The organism is Proteus vulgaris, assembly GCF_016239305.1.
Taxonomy (GTDB): Bacteria; Pseudomonadota; Gammaproteobacteria; order Enterobacterales; family Enterobacteriaceae; genus Proteus; species Proteus vulgaris_C.
In genome coordinates, this window is sequence record NZ_JAEHOQ010000012.1 from 101,478 (window position 1) to 118,437 (window position 16,960).

Annotated in this window: 9 protein-coding genes and 2 tRNA genes; 8 read left to right on the forward strand and 3 right to left on the reverse strand. The window is 36.0% G+C overall.

Features of this window, described 5'->3' with window-relative positions; all coding sequences use genetic code 11:
* Positions 1–110: 110 nt before the first annotated feature.
* On the forward strand, positions 111–2,741 hold the full coding sequence (gene gyrA / locus JEP40_RS10625) for a DNA topoisomerase (ATP-hydrolyzing) subunit A (RefSeq protein WP_198623529.1): 2,631 nt from the start codon (positions 111–113) through the stop codon (positions 2,739–2,741).
* A gap of 192 nt (positions 2,742–2,933) precedes the next feature.
* Complete coding sequence (gene rcsC / locus JEP40_RS10630) at positions 2,934–5,768, forward strand: two-component system sensor histidine kinase RcsC (protein ID WP_198623530.1); 2,835 nt, start codon at positions 2,934–2,936, stop codon at positions 5,766–5,768.
* 264 nt (positions 5,769–6,032) lie between these two features.
* Here the strand turns inward: rcsC and rcsB are convergent, their stop codons facing one another.
* Both rcsB and rcsD read right to left on the reverse strand, forming a co-directional pair.
* Entirely contained in the window at positions 6,033–6,689 is a 657-nt protein-coding gene (rcsB, locus tag JEP40_RS10635) for a response regulator transcription factor RcsB (protein WP_036935620.1), read from the reverse strand.
* Positions 6,690–6,691: 2 nt separating this feature from the next.
* Positions 6,692–9,400, reverse strand: a complete 2,709-nt coding sequence (gene rcsD, locus JEP40_RS10640; protein WP_198623531.1) for a phosphotransferase RcsD — start codon at positions 9,398–9,400, stop codon at positions 6,692–6,694.
* 202 nt (positions 9,401–9,602) lie between these two features.
* On the opposite strand from rcsD, the gene JEP40_RS10645 reads away from it, so the two are divergent.
* Positions 9,603–9,690: transfer RNA gene (locus tag JEP40_RS10645), tRNA-Ser, on the forward strand.
* A 6-nt stretch (positions 9,691–9,696) separates the two neighbouring features.
* Positions 9,697–9,772, forward strand: a tRNA-Thr gene (locus JEP40_RS10650).
* 130 nt (positions 9,773–9,902) lie between these two features.
* Here the strand turns inward: JEP40_RS10650 and JEP40_RS10655 are convergent.
* Positions 9,903–10,640 (reverse strand): S24 family peptidase, encoded by a 738-nt coding sequence (locus tag JEP40_RS10655; RefSeq protein WP_109407864.1) that lies wholly within the window; start codon positions 10,638–10,640, stop codon positions 9,903–9,905.
* Between the two features lie 239 nt (positions 10,641–10,879).
* Between JEP40_RS10655 and JEP40_RS10660 the strand changes: the two genes are divergently transcribed.
* From JEP40_RS10660 to JEP40_RS10675, 4 genes are all read left to right on the forward strand, one after another.
* On the forward strand, positions 10,880–11,695 hold the full coding sequence (locus JEP40_RS10660) for an antitermination protein (protein WP_198623532.1): 816 nt from the start codon (positions 10,880–10,882) through the stop codon (positions 11,693–11,695).
* A 377-nt stretch (positions 11,696–12,072) separates the two neighbouring features.
* Entirely contained in the window at positions 12,073–12,825 is a 753-nt protein-coding gene (locus JEP40_RS10665) for an Ig-like domain-containing protein (RefSeq protein WP_232799242.1), read from the forward strand.
* A 49-nt stretch (positions 12,826–12,874) separates the two neighbouring features.
* The gene (locus JEP40_RS10670; RefSeq protein ID WP_198623533.1) at positions 12,875–13,576 is read left to right on the forward strand and encodes a DUF6246 family protein; all 702 of its coding nucleotides are present in this window, start codon (positions 12,875–12,877) and stop codon (positions 13,574–13,576) included.
* Between the two features lie 42 nt (positions 13,577–13,618).
* Positions 13,619–16,948: a tape measure protein gene (locus JEP40_RS10675; protein WP_198623534.1), complete on the forward strand. Its 3,330-nt coding sequence runs from the start codon at positions 13,619–13,621 to the stop codon at positions 16,946–16,948.
* The last annotated feature ends 12 nt before the right edge of the window (positions 16,949–16,960 follow it).

Consider the following 16,960-nt stretch of genomic DNA (forward strand, 5'->3'; position numbering starts at 1 on the left):
AAGAGAATAGCGAAAGGATCATTAATTTAGTTGTTTCCTTTTTCCAAAAATTGGCGATTTGTGGTATAGTTCTAAACCTTTGAATCCGTAGTATGAGGGACAGTGGCTCCATGAGCGACATTGCCAGAGAAATCACACCAGTTAATATCGAAGAAGAGCTGAAAAGCTCATATTTGGATTATGCGATGTCTGTTATTGTAGGACGCGCATTACCCGATGTTCGAGACGGACTGAAGCCAGTACACCGCCGAGTTCTTTTCGCGATGAATGTACTAGGAAACGATTGGAATAAACCTTATAAAAAATCAGCCCGTGTTGTTGGGGATGTTATTGGTAAATATCACCCGCACGGTGACAGTGCTGTTTATGAAACGATTGTTCGTTTAGCACAGCCTTTTTCTATGCGCTACATGTTGGTTGACGGGCAGGGTAACTTCGGGTCAGTTGATGGTGACTCGGCGGCTGCAATGCGTTATACCGAAGTTCGTATGGCGAAAATCGCCCATGAACTGCTGGCGGATTTGGAAAAAGAAACGGTTGATTTTGTTCCTAACTATGACGGAACAGAACATATTCCGGCAGTTATGCCAACCCGAGTTCCAAACTTGCTAGTCAATGGTTCATCAGGGATTGCGGTGGGGATGGCAACAAACATTCCGCCACATAACCTAGGCGAAGTTATTGATGGCTGTCTTGCTTATGTTGATAACGAAGACATCACTATTGAAGAGTTGATGGAACATATCACGGGGCCTGATTTCCCGACTGCCGCTATTATTAATGGTCGCAGAGGAATTTTAGATGCTTACCGTACTGGTCGCGGAAAAATTTATATCCGTGCTCAGGCTGATATTGAAACTGATGAGAAAACCGGTCGCGAAACAATTATCGTAACGGAAATTCCTTATCAGGTGAATAAAGCGCGTTTAATTGAAAAAATAGCAGAGCTTGTTAAAGATAAACGCATTGAAGGTATCAGCGGATTACGTGATGAGTCTGATAAAGACGGCATGCGTATTGTTGTTGAAATTAAACGTGATGCTGTGGGTGAAGTGGTATTAAATCACTTATTCTCACAAACACAAATGCAGGTTTCTTTCGGTATTAATATGGTTGCGCTTCACCAAGGTCAGCCAAAACTATTAAATCTAAAAGAAATTATTTCTGCTTTTATTCGTCACCGTCGTGAAGTCGTTACTCGTCGTACTATTTACGAATTACGCAAAGCGCGTGACCGTGCTCATATATTAGAAGCATTGGCTGTTGCATTGGCGAATATTGACCCTGTTATTGAAATGATCCGCCAAGCATCAAACCCAGCAGAAGCAAAAGCCGCATTAATTGCACAGCCTTGGGATTTAGGTAGTGTTTCTACTATGTTAGAGCGTGCTGGTGACAGTAATGTTGCTCGCCCTGAATGGTTAGAACCACAATATGGTGTGCATGACGGTAAATACTATCTTACAGAACAACAAGCTCAAGCTATTTTGGATCTGCGTTTGCAGAAACTAACCGGCCTTGAACATGAAAAACTGTTAGATGAATACCGTGACTTATTGCTTCAAATTGCTGAATTATTGCATATCTTAAGAAGCCCTGAGCGTTTGATGGAAGTCATTCGAGAAGAGCTAAATGCGATTAAAGATCAATATAACGATCCACGTCGTACTGAGATCACTGAGAATACAGCGGATATTAATATCGAAGACCTGATCAATGAAGAAAATGTGGTTGTTACACTTTCTCATCAAGGCTACGTTAAATATCAGCCACTTACCGATTACGAAGCACAACGTCGTGGCGGTAAAGGTAAGTCAGCAGCAAGAATTAAAGAAGAAGACTTTATTGATCGCCTGCTGGTGGCTAACACCCATGACACCATATTATGTTTCTCAAGCCGTGGTCGTCTCTATTGGATGAAAGTTTACCAGTTACCAGAAGCAAGTCGTGGTGCTCGTGGCCGTCCGATTATCAACTTATTACCTCTTGAACAAAATGAACGTATTACGGCTATATTGCCAGTGAGAGAGTATGAAGAAGGTAAGTTTGTCTTTATGGCAACGGCAAGCGGTACAGTGAAGAAAACACCTCTACAAGATTTCAGCCGTCCTCGTAGCGCAGGTATTATCGCAGTCAACTTAAATGAAGGCGATGAGCTAATTGGTGTTGACTTAACTGATAGCACGAACGAAGTTATGCTGTTCTCTGCTGATGGTAAAGTGGTCCGCTTTGCAGAAGATTGTGTTCGTCCAATGGGTCGTACTGCGACAGGTGTTCGTGGTATGAAACTGAGTGATGACGACAAAGTCGTTTCTCTGATCATTCCTCGTGGTGACGGTAATATTTTAACTGTCACTGAAAATGGTTATGGTAAACGAACTGCACAAAACGAGTACCCAACGAAGAATCGTGCTACACAAGGCGTTATCTCTATTAAAGTGAGTGAGCGTAACGGTAAAGTGGTAGGTGCAATTCAAGTTGAAGAAACTGACCAAATTATGATGATCACCAATGCAGGTACATTAGTTCGTACTCGTGTTTCAGAGGTCAGCATTGTTGGACGTAATACACAAGGTGTTACCTTAATTCGTACAACAGAAGATGAGTTGGTTGTTGGCTTGCAACGTGTTGAAGATGAAGATGATGCATTAGATGATGATGAAGTTAATGAGGTTATTAACGAAGCATCACCTGAAGAGCCAGGATCAGATTTAACCGATGATGCAGCAGACGAAGAATAATATTTATCATTATTGTGATGTATAAATAAAAGAAAGCAGGCATAATTGCCTGCTTTTTTTATGTGGTAGGATCAGTACATCATCAGAAATAATTATTCTGATGATAAAGATCATATTATTCAGACATACAGTAACTTCTGCTAGAATAGAATAAGTTTCTTATGCGGTAGGAATATTGATTAGGGTGGTTGTTTGAGATATCTCTCGTCCTTTAAAACATCGTTAAAAATTTCCCGCTACCTTTTTCGCGTATTAGGTATCATGTTGTGGGCGATGGGGGCATTATTAACAATGTTTTACCTCATCAATATCTTTAATGATACAAAGTCAGATATTAGGCAAGAGTATAGTAATAACTACACTAATCTCCTCGGTTTTTTTCGACAAACTTCTGGCACCATCCGTGATTTACAATACCTCGCAGAACGTCATCAAGAGCAAATCAATTTAAATCCAGGTATAAAAAATTCATTATTTTATGAAGGACCATTTTCACTTCATAAACTCAATGAGGCTGCGGACTGTGAGTTATTTAAGGGACAAACCAACAACTATTTTCGTTCGTTTAACAGTATCTTATATTATTGGAAAGATAACACCCCTGCATTACAAGGGATAAACCAAGTTTTCATGGTAGGTTCTCACAGTATGTGCATGATTAACTTCCCTTTACGTGCATCACCTGTAGATACTGAAATGTTGAAAAAGATGGTTTACGAAAATACGCGTAACTATATTAATCAACGGGCGCAAGGCAAAGAAGTTAATCAATACTGGATAGTTCCTGATGCAAAAGGGGATAGTGGCATTTTATATGTAATGTCACCAGTTTATGCTTCAGGTAAATTCATTGGGTTAATTGGTATTGAAAGAGCAATTCGTCTTGAATATTTCTCTCCAGCCAAAGATAGAGTGATTTCTATCCATCTTCTAAATAGCAGAAACACCACAGTATTAAGCTATCCTGCAGAAAATAATTATCGTTCTATTAAGCAAGTTGCTGATGTAAGTGCACCCTATTTTGGTTTTGACGAAGATTTCAGTGAACTAGTTGCAAAGCGAAAACTATTGCCATCCTCTTTTAGTGTGGTGTATTCATTACCACTGAAGCAAATTCTAAATGAATTTAAATTTACTATTTTTAATGCACTGATTTTAAATATTATTTCTGCCATTTTTATTTTTATTTTTGTGTGGATCTTCGAAAGGAAAATATTCTCACCAGCAGAAAATAACGCTTCCCGACTAGAAGAGCATGAACAGTTTAACCATAAAATTGTGGCATCAGCACCTGTCGGAATTAGTATTCTGAGAATTCGCGATGGCATGATCATTTTAAGTAACGAATTAGCACATAACTATTTTAGGTTACTCAGCCACAGTGATAAGCAAAATATTTTATCTATTATTGCTGAGAAAAGTAGCAATATGGTTGATGTAGTGACGAATAACCGTAATCACTTACAAATCAGTTTTGTTAATTCGCGTTATCAAAATGAAGATGTGGCTATCTGTGTTTTAGTGGATATTAGCGCTCGTGTCAAAATGGAACGTTCGCTACAAAATATGGCAACAGCGGCAGAACAAGCGAACCAAGCAAAATCAATGTTCTTAGCCACGGTGAGTCATGAACTACGTACACCACTTTATGGCATTATTGGCAACTTAGAGTTATTACAATCCTTTACACAAAATGATGATACAAGTCGATTATTAAAAACGATGGATAACTCCTCATCATTACTGCTAAAAATTATTAGTGATATTCTCGATTTCTCAAAAATTGAATCTAAACAGTTAAAAATTGAGATTAAACCGTTTAATTGTCGCCAAGTACTCTCTTTTGTTATTTCTAATTATTTACCTTTAATTGCGAAAAAAGATTTAGCGATCTACTGCTTTATCGAACCAGATGTGCCTAAAATTGTAAACAGTGATCCTGTTCGTGTACAACAGGTTATTTCTAATTTATTGAATAATAGTATTAAATTTACTACGACAGGATGTATTACTTTACATCTTTATAAAGATGAGTATTACCTATATTTTGATATTCATGATACAGGACGAGGGATCGGTGAGAAGGCATTACATGAGCTTTTTGAACCATTTTTCCAAGTATCACAAAATACAGAAAGCGCATCCGAAGGTACAGGGTTAGGTTTAGCTATTTGTGAAAAGCTGATTAACTTAATGGATGGCGATATCAGCGTTGTTTCACAAGAAAATATTGGCAGCCGATTTACAGTTCGAATACCACTTTATGGTGCGTTAGAAGAGAGTGAACTTGCTACCGAAAAGGATATTTATAAAGAGAGCACTGTTCGTTGTTTTATTGATATCAAAAATCTTTATTTAGAAGGATTTATTGGGCGATATCTTAATTATTTTGGATTGAACTGCGAATTATTAACGGAAGAAACAACACTGTCTTCAACAGATTTTATTATTACGGACTATGATTATCCTAGAGCGCATCATTGCCAATTTATTAGGCTTAATGAGCATTACCTCGAGCCATCCAAAAAAATAGCAGAGAACATATGGGTATGTAGTACTTATAAATTAAATGAATTAACAAAAATAATACTACAATTACCACAGAATAAAATTGAAGCAAATTGTGTTGATATGGTTGAGCTGAATACAGATTGCGGTTTACAAGCATTGACCATTTTGATTGTTGATGATCATCCTATAAATCGCTTATTGCTGACCGATCAATTGAAAAAAATTGGTTTTAATACAGCAACCGCAGAGGATGGGTGTGATGCATTAGCCTATTTAGTGAAAAATCACATCGATATTATTCTGACTGATGTCAATATGCCAAATATGAATGGTTATCAGCTTGCAACTCATATACGAGAAATGGGTAGTGATATGCCAGTAATTGGCGTAACAGCAAATGCAATAGCAGAAGAAAAGCAACGCTGTATTGATGCTGGAATGAATGATTGTGTGTCTAAACCTGTATCACTTTCTATTCTAAAAGAAGTTTTGGTAGGACATATACCGAAAAAATAGTTTACATAGTCATCATAAAAATGAACAAATAAGAACAATGTTAATTGTACGGATAAGATAGACATAAAGAATGATACCGTAAGCAACACATCCTATAGGTTCTAGGGCATTATCAGATAAAAGATGAGTGTTAGGTTATGTTACATCGGTTTGGTGCTTAGTGGGTGGGATATTGCGATAAAATAAAGACAAAAAGCAGAGAAGCTCCCAAAATAGGTTGAGCTTCCTGATTTTATCGGTATTACAAACGGTCGATTGAAAAGATTAATCTGGGCCGTTAATTTCTTTATCAATAGTTACGGATGATAAGTAATTAAGTAATGCAATATCATTATCAACACCCAGTTTCATCATTGCTGATTTTTTCTGGCTACTAATTGTTTTAATACTACGATTAAGTTTTTTTGCGATCTCAGTTACGAGAAAGCCTTCAGCAAATAATCTCAGTACTTCACTTTCTTTAGGTGATAAACGTTTATCGCCATAACCATTTGCATTTACTTTCTCAAGTAGTTTCGCGACACTTTCAGGCATAAATTTCTTGCCTTTTTGCAACGCAGCCAATGCTTTTGGTAGATCCGTTGGAGCACCTTGTTTAAGTACAATACCTTCAATTTCAAGATCAAGGACAGCACTTAAAATAGCAGGGTTGTTATTCATGGTAAGCACAATAATCGACAAATTCGGGTAATGTCTTTTGATGTACTTAATTAGCGTAATACCATCACCATACTTATCCCCAGGCATAGATAAGTCAGTAATTAAAGCATCTGCATTTAACTTAGGTAAGTTGTTGATAAGTGAAGTTGAATCTTCAAATTCACCGACAACATTGACCCATTCAATTTGTTCTAAAGATTTACGAATACCGAATAAAACGATTGGGTGATCATCGGCAATAATAATATTAAGGTTATTCATGTTTAATTGTTACCTTGCTGCAGCAACTGTTGAATCCATTTATCCAGTTGAGTGATACGTTCTTTGATCTCTAATTCATTATGATTTTTTATGTCATGTTCTAAATATTCACAGCTTTCTCTGAGATATTCTAAATCTAACATGGCAAAAACCCCTTTTAGGCGATGAGCTGTCTGGGCTAGAGAATGAAAGTCTTTATTTGTTGCTTCTAAGTGTAGTTTCTCAACATCAATAGGAACAGTACTGATAAATAGTTCCTTATAATCACTACCATTCAACTTCTTCCTATAATTATTAAGAATTACTTCGTAATTATCAAGGTTATTATTTTCATCCAAAATACTCTCTTCAGTTGTATCTAGAGAAAATGGCTCATTCTCTTCAATTAAATAAGTAATAGCTTCAATTAAAGGATCACCGAAGTTATAGTTACACTTTATTAAATCTTTTGATATTTTTTCAAATCCAACAATAGAGCTCATTAATAATATTGTTGGGGACTCAGGACTATCATCCGGAGTATCTTTAAGTATGATATCGTATTCGGGATAAAGATTCTCTTTATTTTTATCAAAGTATGTCGCGCCGTATTTATCAAGCTGTTGACAGATAATTTTTTCTATTTCAGGGTTTTTTATGGCGAGTTTTGCGCTTATTCCTTCCAATAATACGTTAAAAGTTCGTTCTTCTGTATCTATATGCTGGTATGGGAGTACAATTCGGAAATGAGAACCAATACTTTCTTGGCTTTTAATTGTTAACTCACCCTGAATTTTATTACATAACAAATGACATAAATAAAAAATAATTCCAGAATTGGAATAATATTTATCTCCCATTGCTTGCCCTAGGAATGGGTATTTTATATTGGCAATGTCTTGTGGTGTTAGCCCACTTCCGCTATCAATAATATCAATAAGTATTTCTTCTTTGTCTTTATTTTTAACTAAATTTAGATTAACAGTTATTTTTCCATAGTTAGTCGTACTAATGGCATAATTAATCAATGATAAAATAATCTTACTTAATGCAGGGCCATCATTAATTAAAAGTAAACCTGGCCTTATATTATTATGGAAATAAAGGGTTAAACCTTTTCTTATCATAAATGGTGATGCAGTTATCAAAATAGATTCAACTAATGTCGAAAGCTCAAATTCATCCTTGTGAATTTTCCATTCTTGATTTTCTAACTTATTAATTAACGTAATATTTTCTATCCATTCAGAAATATAATTTGTCTTTTCTAATAATAAGCTAAGCAATTGCTGATGCGTACTTTCAGGCAATAGTTCTTTGAATTGATAAACCATCTCATTTATATCTTTGATTGGACGCATTAATTCTAGTGACATATTAGATAAGATCTTACGTCGTGCGATGGTGTTTTTTTCATATTCTTGCTGTGCAAGTTGTAATTTTTTATTGATGAGTGCTTCGTTGTCTTTATTCAGAAATATGAATAATGACGTATTATCAATATTGCTGTTATTGCTGGTTCTAATCTCATAAATCTCATTGTTGATTGCTGTTTGGATTAAACCATTATGCTCAATCGCCATCTGTCGGATCTTTGATAAATCGATATGAGGTAATAGTTTTTCAGCATGGCTGTTGCTAATAATTTTATGGTTGGAGGAAAAATTGTATACCAATAACCCAATAGGAAGATTAGAAATGATGTCGTTAGTCATCTCTTCTTTGATGCGTAGATTACGAGTCATTGAGATGTACGGAAAAACATACTTGTTACGTATATAAATGTGTCCGAAAACAGAAACTGAAATAAAGGCAAGCAGGCTAATTAACAACCAGATGTTTTTATAAGCAATTTCTTTGATAATTAGTTTCAACGGATATTCATAAGAGAGTGAATAGGGAATGCCCGCAATAGGTTGAGAAAAAATCAAAGAAGAGCCATCGGTTGAAATTTCAATGCTGTTTTTATCATAGACCGACTGTTGGCCTGTTGGCAGTAATCTCAAGTAGTGTGGTGATAGTTCTGAAGGTAAAAAATTATTGATAGGTAAATCAAATGCGACCACGCTAGTAAGTTGCCCTGGCACATTAAACATAATGCGGTAGGTATAGTAATAGATATTTTCTGTAGACATCTTTCTAATAGGGGAAAGACTCTCTTTTTCATCTAAAGCGGTTGATTGCATCAACAGTTCAGAGCGTTTGTTCTCAGCAGTTAAAGTTAGGTAGCTTTCTTTGTAACGAATTTCTGGTTTAAGCACGGAGTGAGTCGTAATTAAGATAAGATCATTTCCTTTACCATTTAGATAATAAAGTGAACTGTAATCATTACGTACACCCCAGATAATTTCGAGTGAATTTGCAAACCGTTGTGCTAGCTGGAACGTTTGTTCGTTAGGTTTACCAAATATAATGGCATCTACTGTTTGATCCCGACCTTCAAGCCAAAAGACATCAGAACGTAGTTTTATTGGGGTTAATGGTAAGGATGGAAAGACAGTTGTGTCTGATATTTTATTTGATAACTGAAAAAGCTGATTAGAATGATAACGGTAATCTTCAACCTGCAAAGCAAATTTATGAGTCGTGTTGTTGATAGCATTCTTTTTACTATCTAGCCAAGTATCAAAATAACTGTAAGCGTATAGAAAAAGTGATATGACCATAAAAAGAAGAAATAGGACATATAAGCGAGTTAGTGTATTTGGCTTGAGTTGGTTCAATGTACGCATTCAGTTTGCGAGCCTTTAAGAGACAATGTAGTTAAAAAAGAAAAGTTGAATAAACAATCACCATTATTCAGCCATTATATTAACAGGTTATCGCTTTAAAAGGGATATTCGGATGAACTTTGAGCAAACAAACAAAAAAAACAGATTTTTTTACAATAGGAGCTAGACAGCGGGGTCAGAGATAGGCATAATTCCGCGCTATGGAAGGATGGCCGAGTGGCTGAAGGCAGCGGTCTTGAAAACCGCCGATGGGAAACCATCCTAGAGTTCGAATCTCTATCCTTCCGCCAGAATTAGCCGGCTTAGCTCAGTTGGTAGAGCAACTGACTTGTAATCAGTAGGTCACCAGTTCGACTCCGGTAGCCGGCACCATATAAGAACCCGTTATCTCGTAAGAGATAGCGGGTTTTTTCTTTGGTTAAATCCTAATGCTAAAGCATGTATATACTAAAAAAACACCACATAAATAAAAAGATGGTGGTGTTTTTGGGTATTACAATAATTACCAGCCCATTACCGACCAGTTAAATACACGGCCCAAGATTTTTACTTCTTCTAATGTGGAACGTTCATCAGGATAATCAATCGTATTATAACTACGAATGATAATAGTGTTATTGGGGAGTCGATGTAAAATTTTAACTCTTAAAAGATCGCCTTGTTGAATAGCATAAATACCGCCATCAACAATTTTTGTATGCCCTGTACTGATAGTCACTATAGAGCCATCAGGAATAACCGGAGACATACTGTCACCATGTACTTTAAAAGCAACGGCATCACTAGGTTGTACACCATAGCGATTAAATGTAGAACGAGAAAATCTCAACAATTCCACCTTTTGATTATCAGTGGTACAACTTCCGAAACCGGCAGCTAATTCAATAGTAGTATAGAAGGGGATTTCAACTTCATCTCGTTCTATCGGTGTATTATTATCCCAATCATCAACCGGAGTCATTTCATTTACTGAAACACCGTCATTTCTTTTTGCTCCTCGCCCATATTCTAACCATTCCGGTCGAATATCTAACCACTGGCTTAATGCTAAAATGTTAGTTGGATCAGGAATCGATTCACTGTTTAACCATTTCCACACTGCAGGTGCGCTGACTTTTATACCTTGTTGAGCTAACGCATCTGCAATTCTTTTGCCCAGCCCACGACCAGCAATCCCTGAATCTAAGCAAGCTTCTTGAAGCCTTTTTGTGAACTCCGTTTTATTATCATTTTTAACCATTGGTTAATTTCCTTTGCTACTTGACGCCACTTTGGTTAAAATATAGCATTAACTAATAGTTAATAAAAGTGCGAGAAGTACAAAATAGTAACTAAATAAACCAATGCAAGAGTGGTAAGTAAAAATCACGTTGAGATAACGCCGTAAAATGCGGGTGATTTAGATGCATAAATGCCATGCCTTGTCGTGGTACATGGATGACCAATTTAGTAATGATAGGAAATCAAAAGGAGCATTAAATGAGACTAGCAGACTTACCTAAATATTTTTCACCAAAAAGCATTGTATTAAGTGATGTAAGAACTGTTAAAGCGGTAGATTCGCTTTCCGTAACTGATGTGATGACATCAATTAGCTTAGTTACGCGAAAAGGGCGCATGGGCATAGAGTTGTTTTTAGCTAAACATAATATTAGTCATCCAGATGAAGCGATAGAAAGTCTTTATCAATATGCACTAACTCAAGCATACCAATATAAAGCAATTGATAAACTAACTGAAAATGATAAAGCTAAGGTTTTACATATTATTGCTAATTATGCCTTTCAAGATTATGCAAGAAGTGCAGCAAGCAAAAAAGCCTGCCCTGATTGCACCAATGGATTTATTGAAGTTGATATTTTTACTACCAAAAGTTATACCTCAAAACCCGTTAAAGGATTTGAGCGAGATCTTAAAAATGCACTTAAAATCAAACCTATAAGTAACACTTCTTACCGCGAAGTGAGAGAGACAACTCGTGTTATTTGCCCTACTTGTAAAGGGAAAGCTGAAATTCGCTTAGCTTGCCGTTGTCATGGTCGTGGCCAAGTTTTAGATAAAAAAGAGAGTGAAAAACAAGGTTTATCAGTTTTTAAACCTTGTGGTAAATGTGCAGGACGTGGATATCCTCGTTTAAAATTCAGTGAAGTATTAGCACAAGTACAAACAGTGGTGAGTGTTTCTAAAACAGTTGCATACAGTAACTATAAGGTATTATTTGAACATTTAGTGGAAGAATGCTTTAAAGAAGAGTCTTTATCAGAAAAAATTCTTCAAGAAGTGACCGCGAAGTAATAATTTTCTCTATTTGTTTATTTTTATAGGAATTTACTATTGACCTTTAGGAAGAATAAACATACACTATCCCCACAGTGAGAGATTTGTACCTAAAGACCTCACAACAGAATATAAATAGCCCCACTCTGAAGTGGGGCTTTTTTGTATCTGTATTTCACTAACATATATTCATGATGTTAGATAAATAAAATATAAAATATCTTTATTAAAACAGGACTTAAAATAAGTCCTGCAAAAGAGTGTTTTTGTATGAAAAGCATTTCAGTTAATTGTTGATAAATTATAGCTACAACTGAAGATATTAAAATTAAACGTAAATTAAATATAAGCCACATAAGTGGCTTTTTTTATTTCAAAAATAGAGGTTTTAAAATATGACGAATAATACAGATAACAAAGGGTTAGTAATGGGCAATGCTGGTATTTTACGTATTGCTAAAGGACATCCAAATCGTGTGCCAGAACAAAGTCAATTCTTACGACTAGGCGCTTTAACAAGTAAGTCATTTGATTTTGGTATGGAAACAGTAACATCGAATGCTGATGATACAAAAGGTTTAACTGAATCAATTGTTACAGGTGCCGACTTTACTATTAGTTTCGATGGTGAACTGAAAAAGAAAGGTGTGACAGGCTCTACATCAGCTTTTGATGTTGCAAAGGAAATTTTAGATGAAGTAAAAACAAATAACCAACCTGCATATTGGGTTCAGCTTGATATGAAAGGTGATGGTTCTGATGTGGTTCAAGGTTACATGGCATTTACATCATGGTCGATGGAGTTTCCAACGAAAGAGATTTCTACCTATTCTGGTGAGCTTAAAGTTTATGATGCTGATACTGTTGAATGGTTGCAAGAAGAAATTGTTGTACAAAGTATTGTTCTAGAACCAACAACTTTATCTGTTAAAGCAAATGAAGAAAAAACATTTATTGTGAAATTTATACCAACAAATGCCACTAACGGTAATTATGCTGTTGTTAGCGATAAAACAAATATTGCAACGGTTTCTCAAAGTGATGACATCGTTACTGTTCGTGGTATTGCTGCTGGTAATACAGTAATTACAGTAACATCTGAAGACGGTGCTAAGAGTGCAAGTTGTTCGGTGTCTATAGCTGAATAATATTACAAAGGGTACTTTCGAGTACCCTTGATAATATTTAGGAGGCTTTATGACACCCATGCTAGAAATCGGTGAGATGGTTATCTCTACTGATAAAAAAGATTATTTTTTCCGCCCATCTTTCGCCAATATGACTCGTATTGGCGATCCTAAACAGATTGTTGATATTTTTGCATTATTAAATGGTATTGAAATTCAAAATTTGCTTAGTCAAGCTATGATGAATTACCAAAAAATACCCGACTGGTTATTTAAAATGATTAATAAACCAGTTTATGGTCGAAATATTCTTCAACTTGCTATGTTGGTCATGCAATCTTGTTGCAACGATGAATGTGATGAAATAATCGGTGAATGGAAACCTGGAAAACGCGGTCTTGTTTATAAACAAGGCAAAATGCCTATTTCAGATATCATACTGATCGCACGAGAGTTATTTACGCATGGCGTAATTGGAAAAGCAAAGATCCGTCAACTACAACGCAATGAAAATCAAAATGACTTTTCTGGTTCTTTTCTTTCTATTGAATACATTAGTGCCGCTAGAGCCCATTTTGGTATGACTCGTTATGATGCAGAGCAATTAACTATGACTGAATTTCAGTTGATGTTAAAAGCGAAATATCCAGATGAGAAAGGTTTCACTAAAGAAGAATATAACGCCATCATGGAAGAAGATGATAAGCGTAATGATGAGTTGACTAGTGGTAAACGACGACTAGTTAGCAGAAAAAGAAAATTATCTAACTAATATCCGCCATTGAGCGGTTTTTTTATTTTTGGAGATCCTCAAATGGCAAATCAAAATAGTGTTGCTTATAAAATACAATTAGATGTTCGAGATATGCTTACTTCGCAACGTCAAGTTGAACAACATTTAAAAAGTTTAAATAGTCATTTTGATAAAACAACAAAAGTTGTTAATAACACTGAAAAATCAATGTTTTCATTATCAAAAGTCGCAAGTTCTCTTAGTAATAAACTATCTTTATCAATGGTAGCCAGTTATTCAGACGATTGGGTTGATCTAAATAATAAACTTGCTCAGTCAGTGAGAGTTAATGAGTCATTAGTTGAGGTTACAGACAGAGTCTATAACGCAGCCCAAGGATCGCGTTCTAGCTTAAGTTTAACAGCGGCACTTTATTCAAAACTCGAAGAAGGTACCCGAAGCTATAATCTATCAGCTGAAGAGTTAGCTCAACTTACAACTATTATTAACCAAGGTTTTTTACTTTCAGGTAATTCCGCACAAGGTGCTGAAAGTGCAATTACGCAGTTTTCTCAAAGCTTAGCATCTGGTGTTTTAAGTAGCGATAGCTTCAATGTGATGACAGAGCAAGGAAACCAGTTACTTATTGCTCTTTCTAAATCATTGGGTGTATCGGTAAGTGAATTACGAAACATGGCAAATGAAGGTCAATTAACCAGTGATGTACTTGCTAAAGGCTTGCTGTTACAAGGTGATCATATTGGCAAAGAATTTGAGGAATCAACCCAAACTGTCGTTCAATCAATGCAAATTGCAGGTAATAGCTTAACTAAATTTTTAGGAGAAAATACAACAGTACAAGCAGGCATACACCTATTTGGTGATTCGGTTGTTTTGGTTAGTGATCATATTGAAACCATGAGTAATATATTAAATATTGCCGCAGTTGTTTTTGGTTCTCGTTATGTGGGAGCTATAGCACTTGCAACAAAAACGAAAGTACAAAATATGATCTCAACTCGAGAAGCTACATTAGCGACTCTTCAAGAAGCAAAAGCAGCAGAATACACTGCAAACATGACCGTTCGAAAAACAAAGGCGGATTTAGATGCAGCGAGAGCTGCTGTTGTAAAGGCTGAATCTGAATTGGCTGCGACTAGAGGAACTAATGCTGAGGCAACAGCACAAGCTAATTTAACAGCAACAAAAACATTGGCTATAAATGCTGCTATTGCTCATACGGAAGCCACAAAAGTTCAATCAACAGCAATCAACAACTCTGCAATAGCTGCAAAGGCAGCTTCTCTATCAATAGGCGCACTTAAAAATGTTATGGCATTTTTAGGAGGTCCCACTGGCGTCGCAATGTTAGCCGCTTCAGCCATATACTATTTTTTCCAGAAATCAGAGCAAGCTAAACAAGAAGTCACTGATTTTATTAGTAGTCTTGATAATTTAAAAGGAAAATTAAAAGAATTATCTTATCAAGAAATTGCACGAGATATTGATATAGCAAAAGATAAGCAAGCTCTATTAAATGAAGAAATTCAAGAACAAATGAAAGAGCTTAGTAGATTAAAAAAAATGTATGAAAATCAACCAGAAGCATTGAGTTTTGATATTGATTTTTTAAATAAAACTCAAGCCAAAACTATGAAGGAAATAATTAAATTAGAAGGTGATTTATCAACTAAGAAAAAAGAATCTGAATCTATTATTCAATACTTATCTGAAGCACAAGCTACTTATAATCAAAAAGTCCAAGAAGCAATACAGCTTAGTGTTGATAACGCGAAGAATTTAAACATCGAAAATTCTGTTTTTGGAAAGTTAACCAATATAATTCAATCAGCAACAGCGGCCAAAAGTAAATTTAATGCTCAACAATTAAAAGTAGAAAGAACCAAAGAAGGGCTAGATTTAGAAAAACAAATTAATAGAGAAATTCAATTAGCTAAAGCAGCCACTGAAGATAAAAAAATGGAGCTTCAAATTGGCTTTGATTTAGAAGATAGAAATATTACTGATGGTGAAGCAACTAAATTAAAAGCTCTTTATGAGGAAAGAAATGTAGAACAAGAAAATGAAAAGCAACGTAAAATAGCAAGTGAAGCAGCACAGCAAGCCGCAAAAACAGCAGGTGATGCGCTCAATAATCAATTAGTACAACTTGAGAGATTAAATAAAGGGTATAAAGAAGGCTCTTTAGAAATGGCACAATATGATGCCGTTCAAGCTTTAGGCAGTGGCGCAACAGACCTACAAATTAAAAAAGCTGAAGAAACGGTTGCTAAGATATTTGAACTTGAGCAGAAAAAAGTAGATGAACAATTAGCACTTGATTTAGATTTATATACTAAAGCGAAAGCACTTCGAGATAAGGAATTAGCTGATATTGAGAGAGTGAGCAAAGATGATGTCTCGCTCACTGAAATAGCGGCAAGAAAAAAAGCTGAAATTGAAGCTGAATACATAGAAAAAATCGCAAAAATAAGAGTAGATAACGCAGTAACTTCACAAAATAATCTTCAAGGGCAAATTGATCCTGTTCAACAACTTGAAAATGAACATGCTCGTAAGCTAGCTTTGATAGAAGCTTTTGAAACAGAAAAGGGTCAAATTAATCAACGTGGTTTAGAGTTGATGAATGCAGCTAATACACAGTATGAACAAGCAAGAATTAGTGCTCAATGGGAGATCTGGAAAAATCAAAGTGAAGGGCATCAATTTCTTGCTGATGGAATAAATGCATTAGGGCAACAATCAACAGGGATTATTAAAGGCCTGTTAGACGGCACGATGACTTTGAATGATGCTTTTCAAAATGTCGCATTAACTATTGTTGATCAGGCGATTAGTGCACTTGTTCAAATGGGAATGCAACAAGTTAAGAATATGATCATTAGTGATGCTATTCAAACAGCTTCAAATGCAAAAGCTGTAGCTGGCGCAGCAGCTACGGGGAGTTCCATTGCATCATCAATGGCACCCGCTGCTGCAGCTACAAGTGTTGCAACGATGGGGTCTGCGGCAACTTGGGGAATGGTCGCGTTAGCCGCAGCTATTCCTATGATGATAGCGATTGCTGGTGGACGTAAAAATGGTGGTCCTGTAAACGCTAATAGCATGTATCGAGTGGGTGAAGGTGGTTTACCAGAAATTTTTAGAGCCAGTAATGGTAACCAATATATGATACCTGGCGATAATGGACGTGTTCTTAGCAATAGACAATCTGGTGCTGGTGGTGGTTTTGGCATTGGGAATATGCAGTTTAACTTTAACGTACATGCTCCTAATGGCATAACTCAACAAGAAGCCACGCAAATAGCACAGATGGTAAAAGGCACTGTTTATGATGTGCTCAAAACTGAACTGAGAGGCGGAGCATTACAAGGAAATCCTCGTTATTAATAGCCACCAAAA

Coding starts and splice junctions, on each gene's coding strand:
- rcsB (WP_036935620.1), bottom strand. CDS start 6,689: ATGAATAACCTTAATATTATTATTGCCGATGATCACCCAATCGTTTTA.
- JEP40_RS10655 (WP_109407864.1), bottom strand. CDS start 10,640: ATGGTTAAAAATGATAATAAAACGGAGTTCACAAAAAGGCTTCAAGAA.
- gyrA (WP_198623529.1), top strand. CDS start 111: ATGAGCGACATTGCCAGAGAAATCACACCAGTTAATATCGAAGAAGAG.
- JEP40_RS10670 (WP_198623533.1), top strand. CDS start 12,875: ATGACACCCATGCTAGAAATCGGTGAGATGGTTATCTCTACTGATAAA.
- JEP40_RS10675 (WP_198623534.1), top strand. CDS start 13,619: ATGGCAAATCAAAATAGTGTTGCTTATAAAATACAATTAGATGTTCGA.
- JEP40_RS10660 (WP_198623532.1), top strand. CDS start 10,880: ATGAGACTAGCAGACTTACCTAAATATTTTTCACCAAAAAGCATTGTA.
- JEP40_RS10665 (WP_232799242.1), top strand. CDS start 12,073: ATGACGAATAATACAGATAACAAAGGGTTAGTAATGGGCAATGCTGGT.
- rcsD (WP_198623531.1), bottom strand. CDS start 9,400: ATGCGTACATTGAACCAACTCAAGCCAAATACACTAACTCGCTTATAT.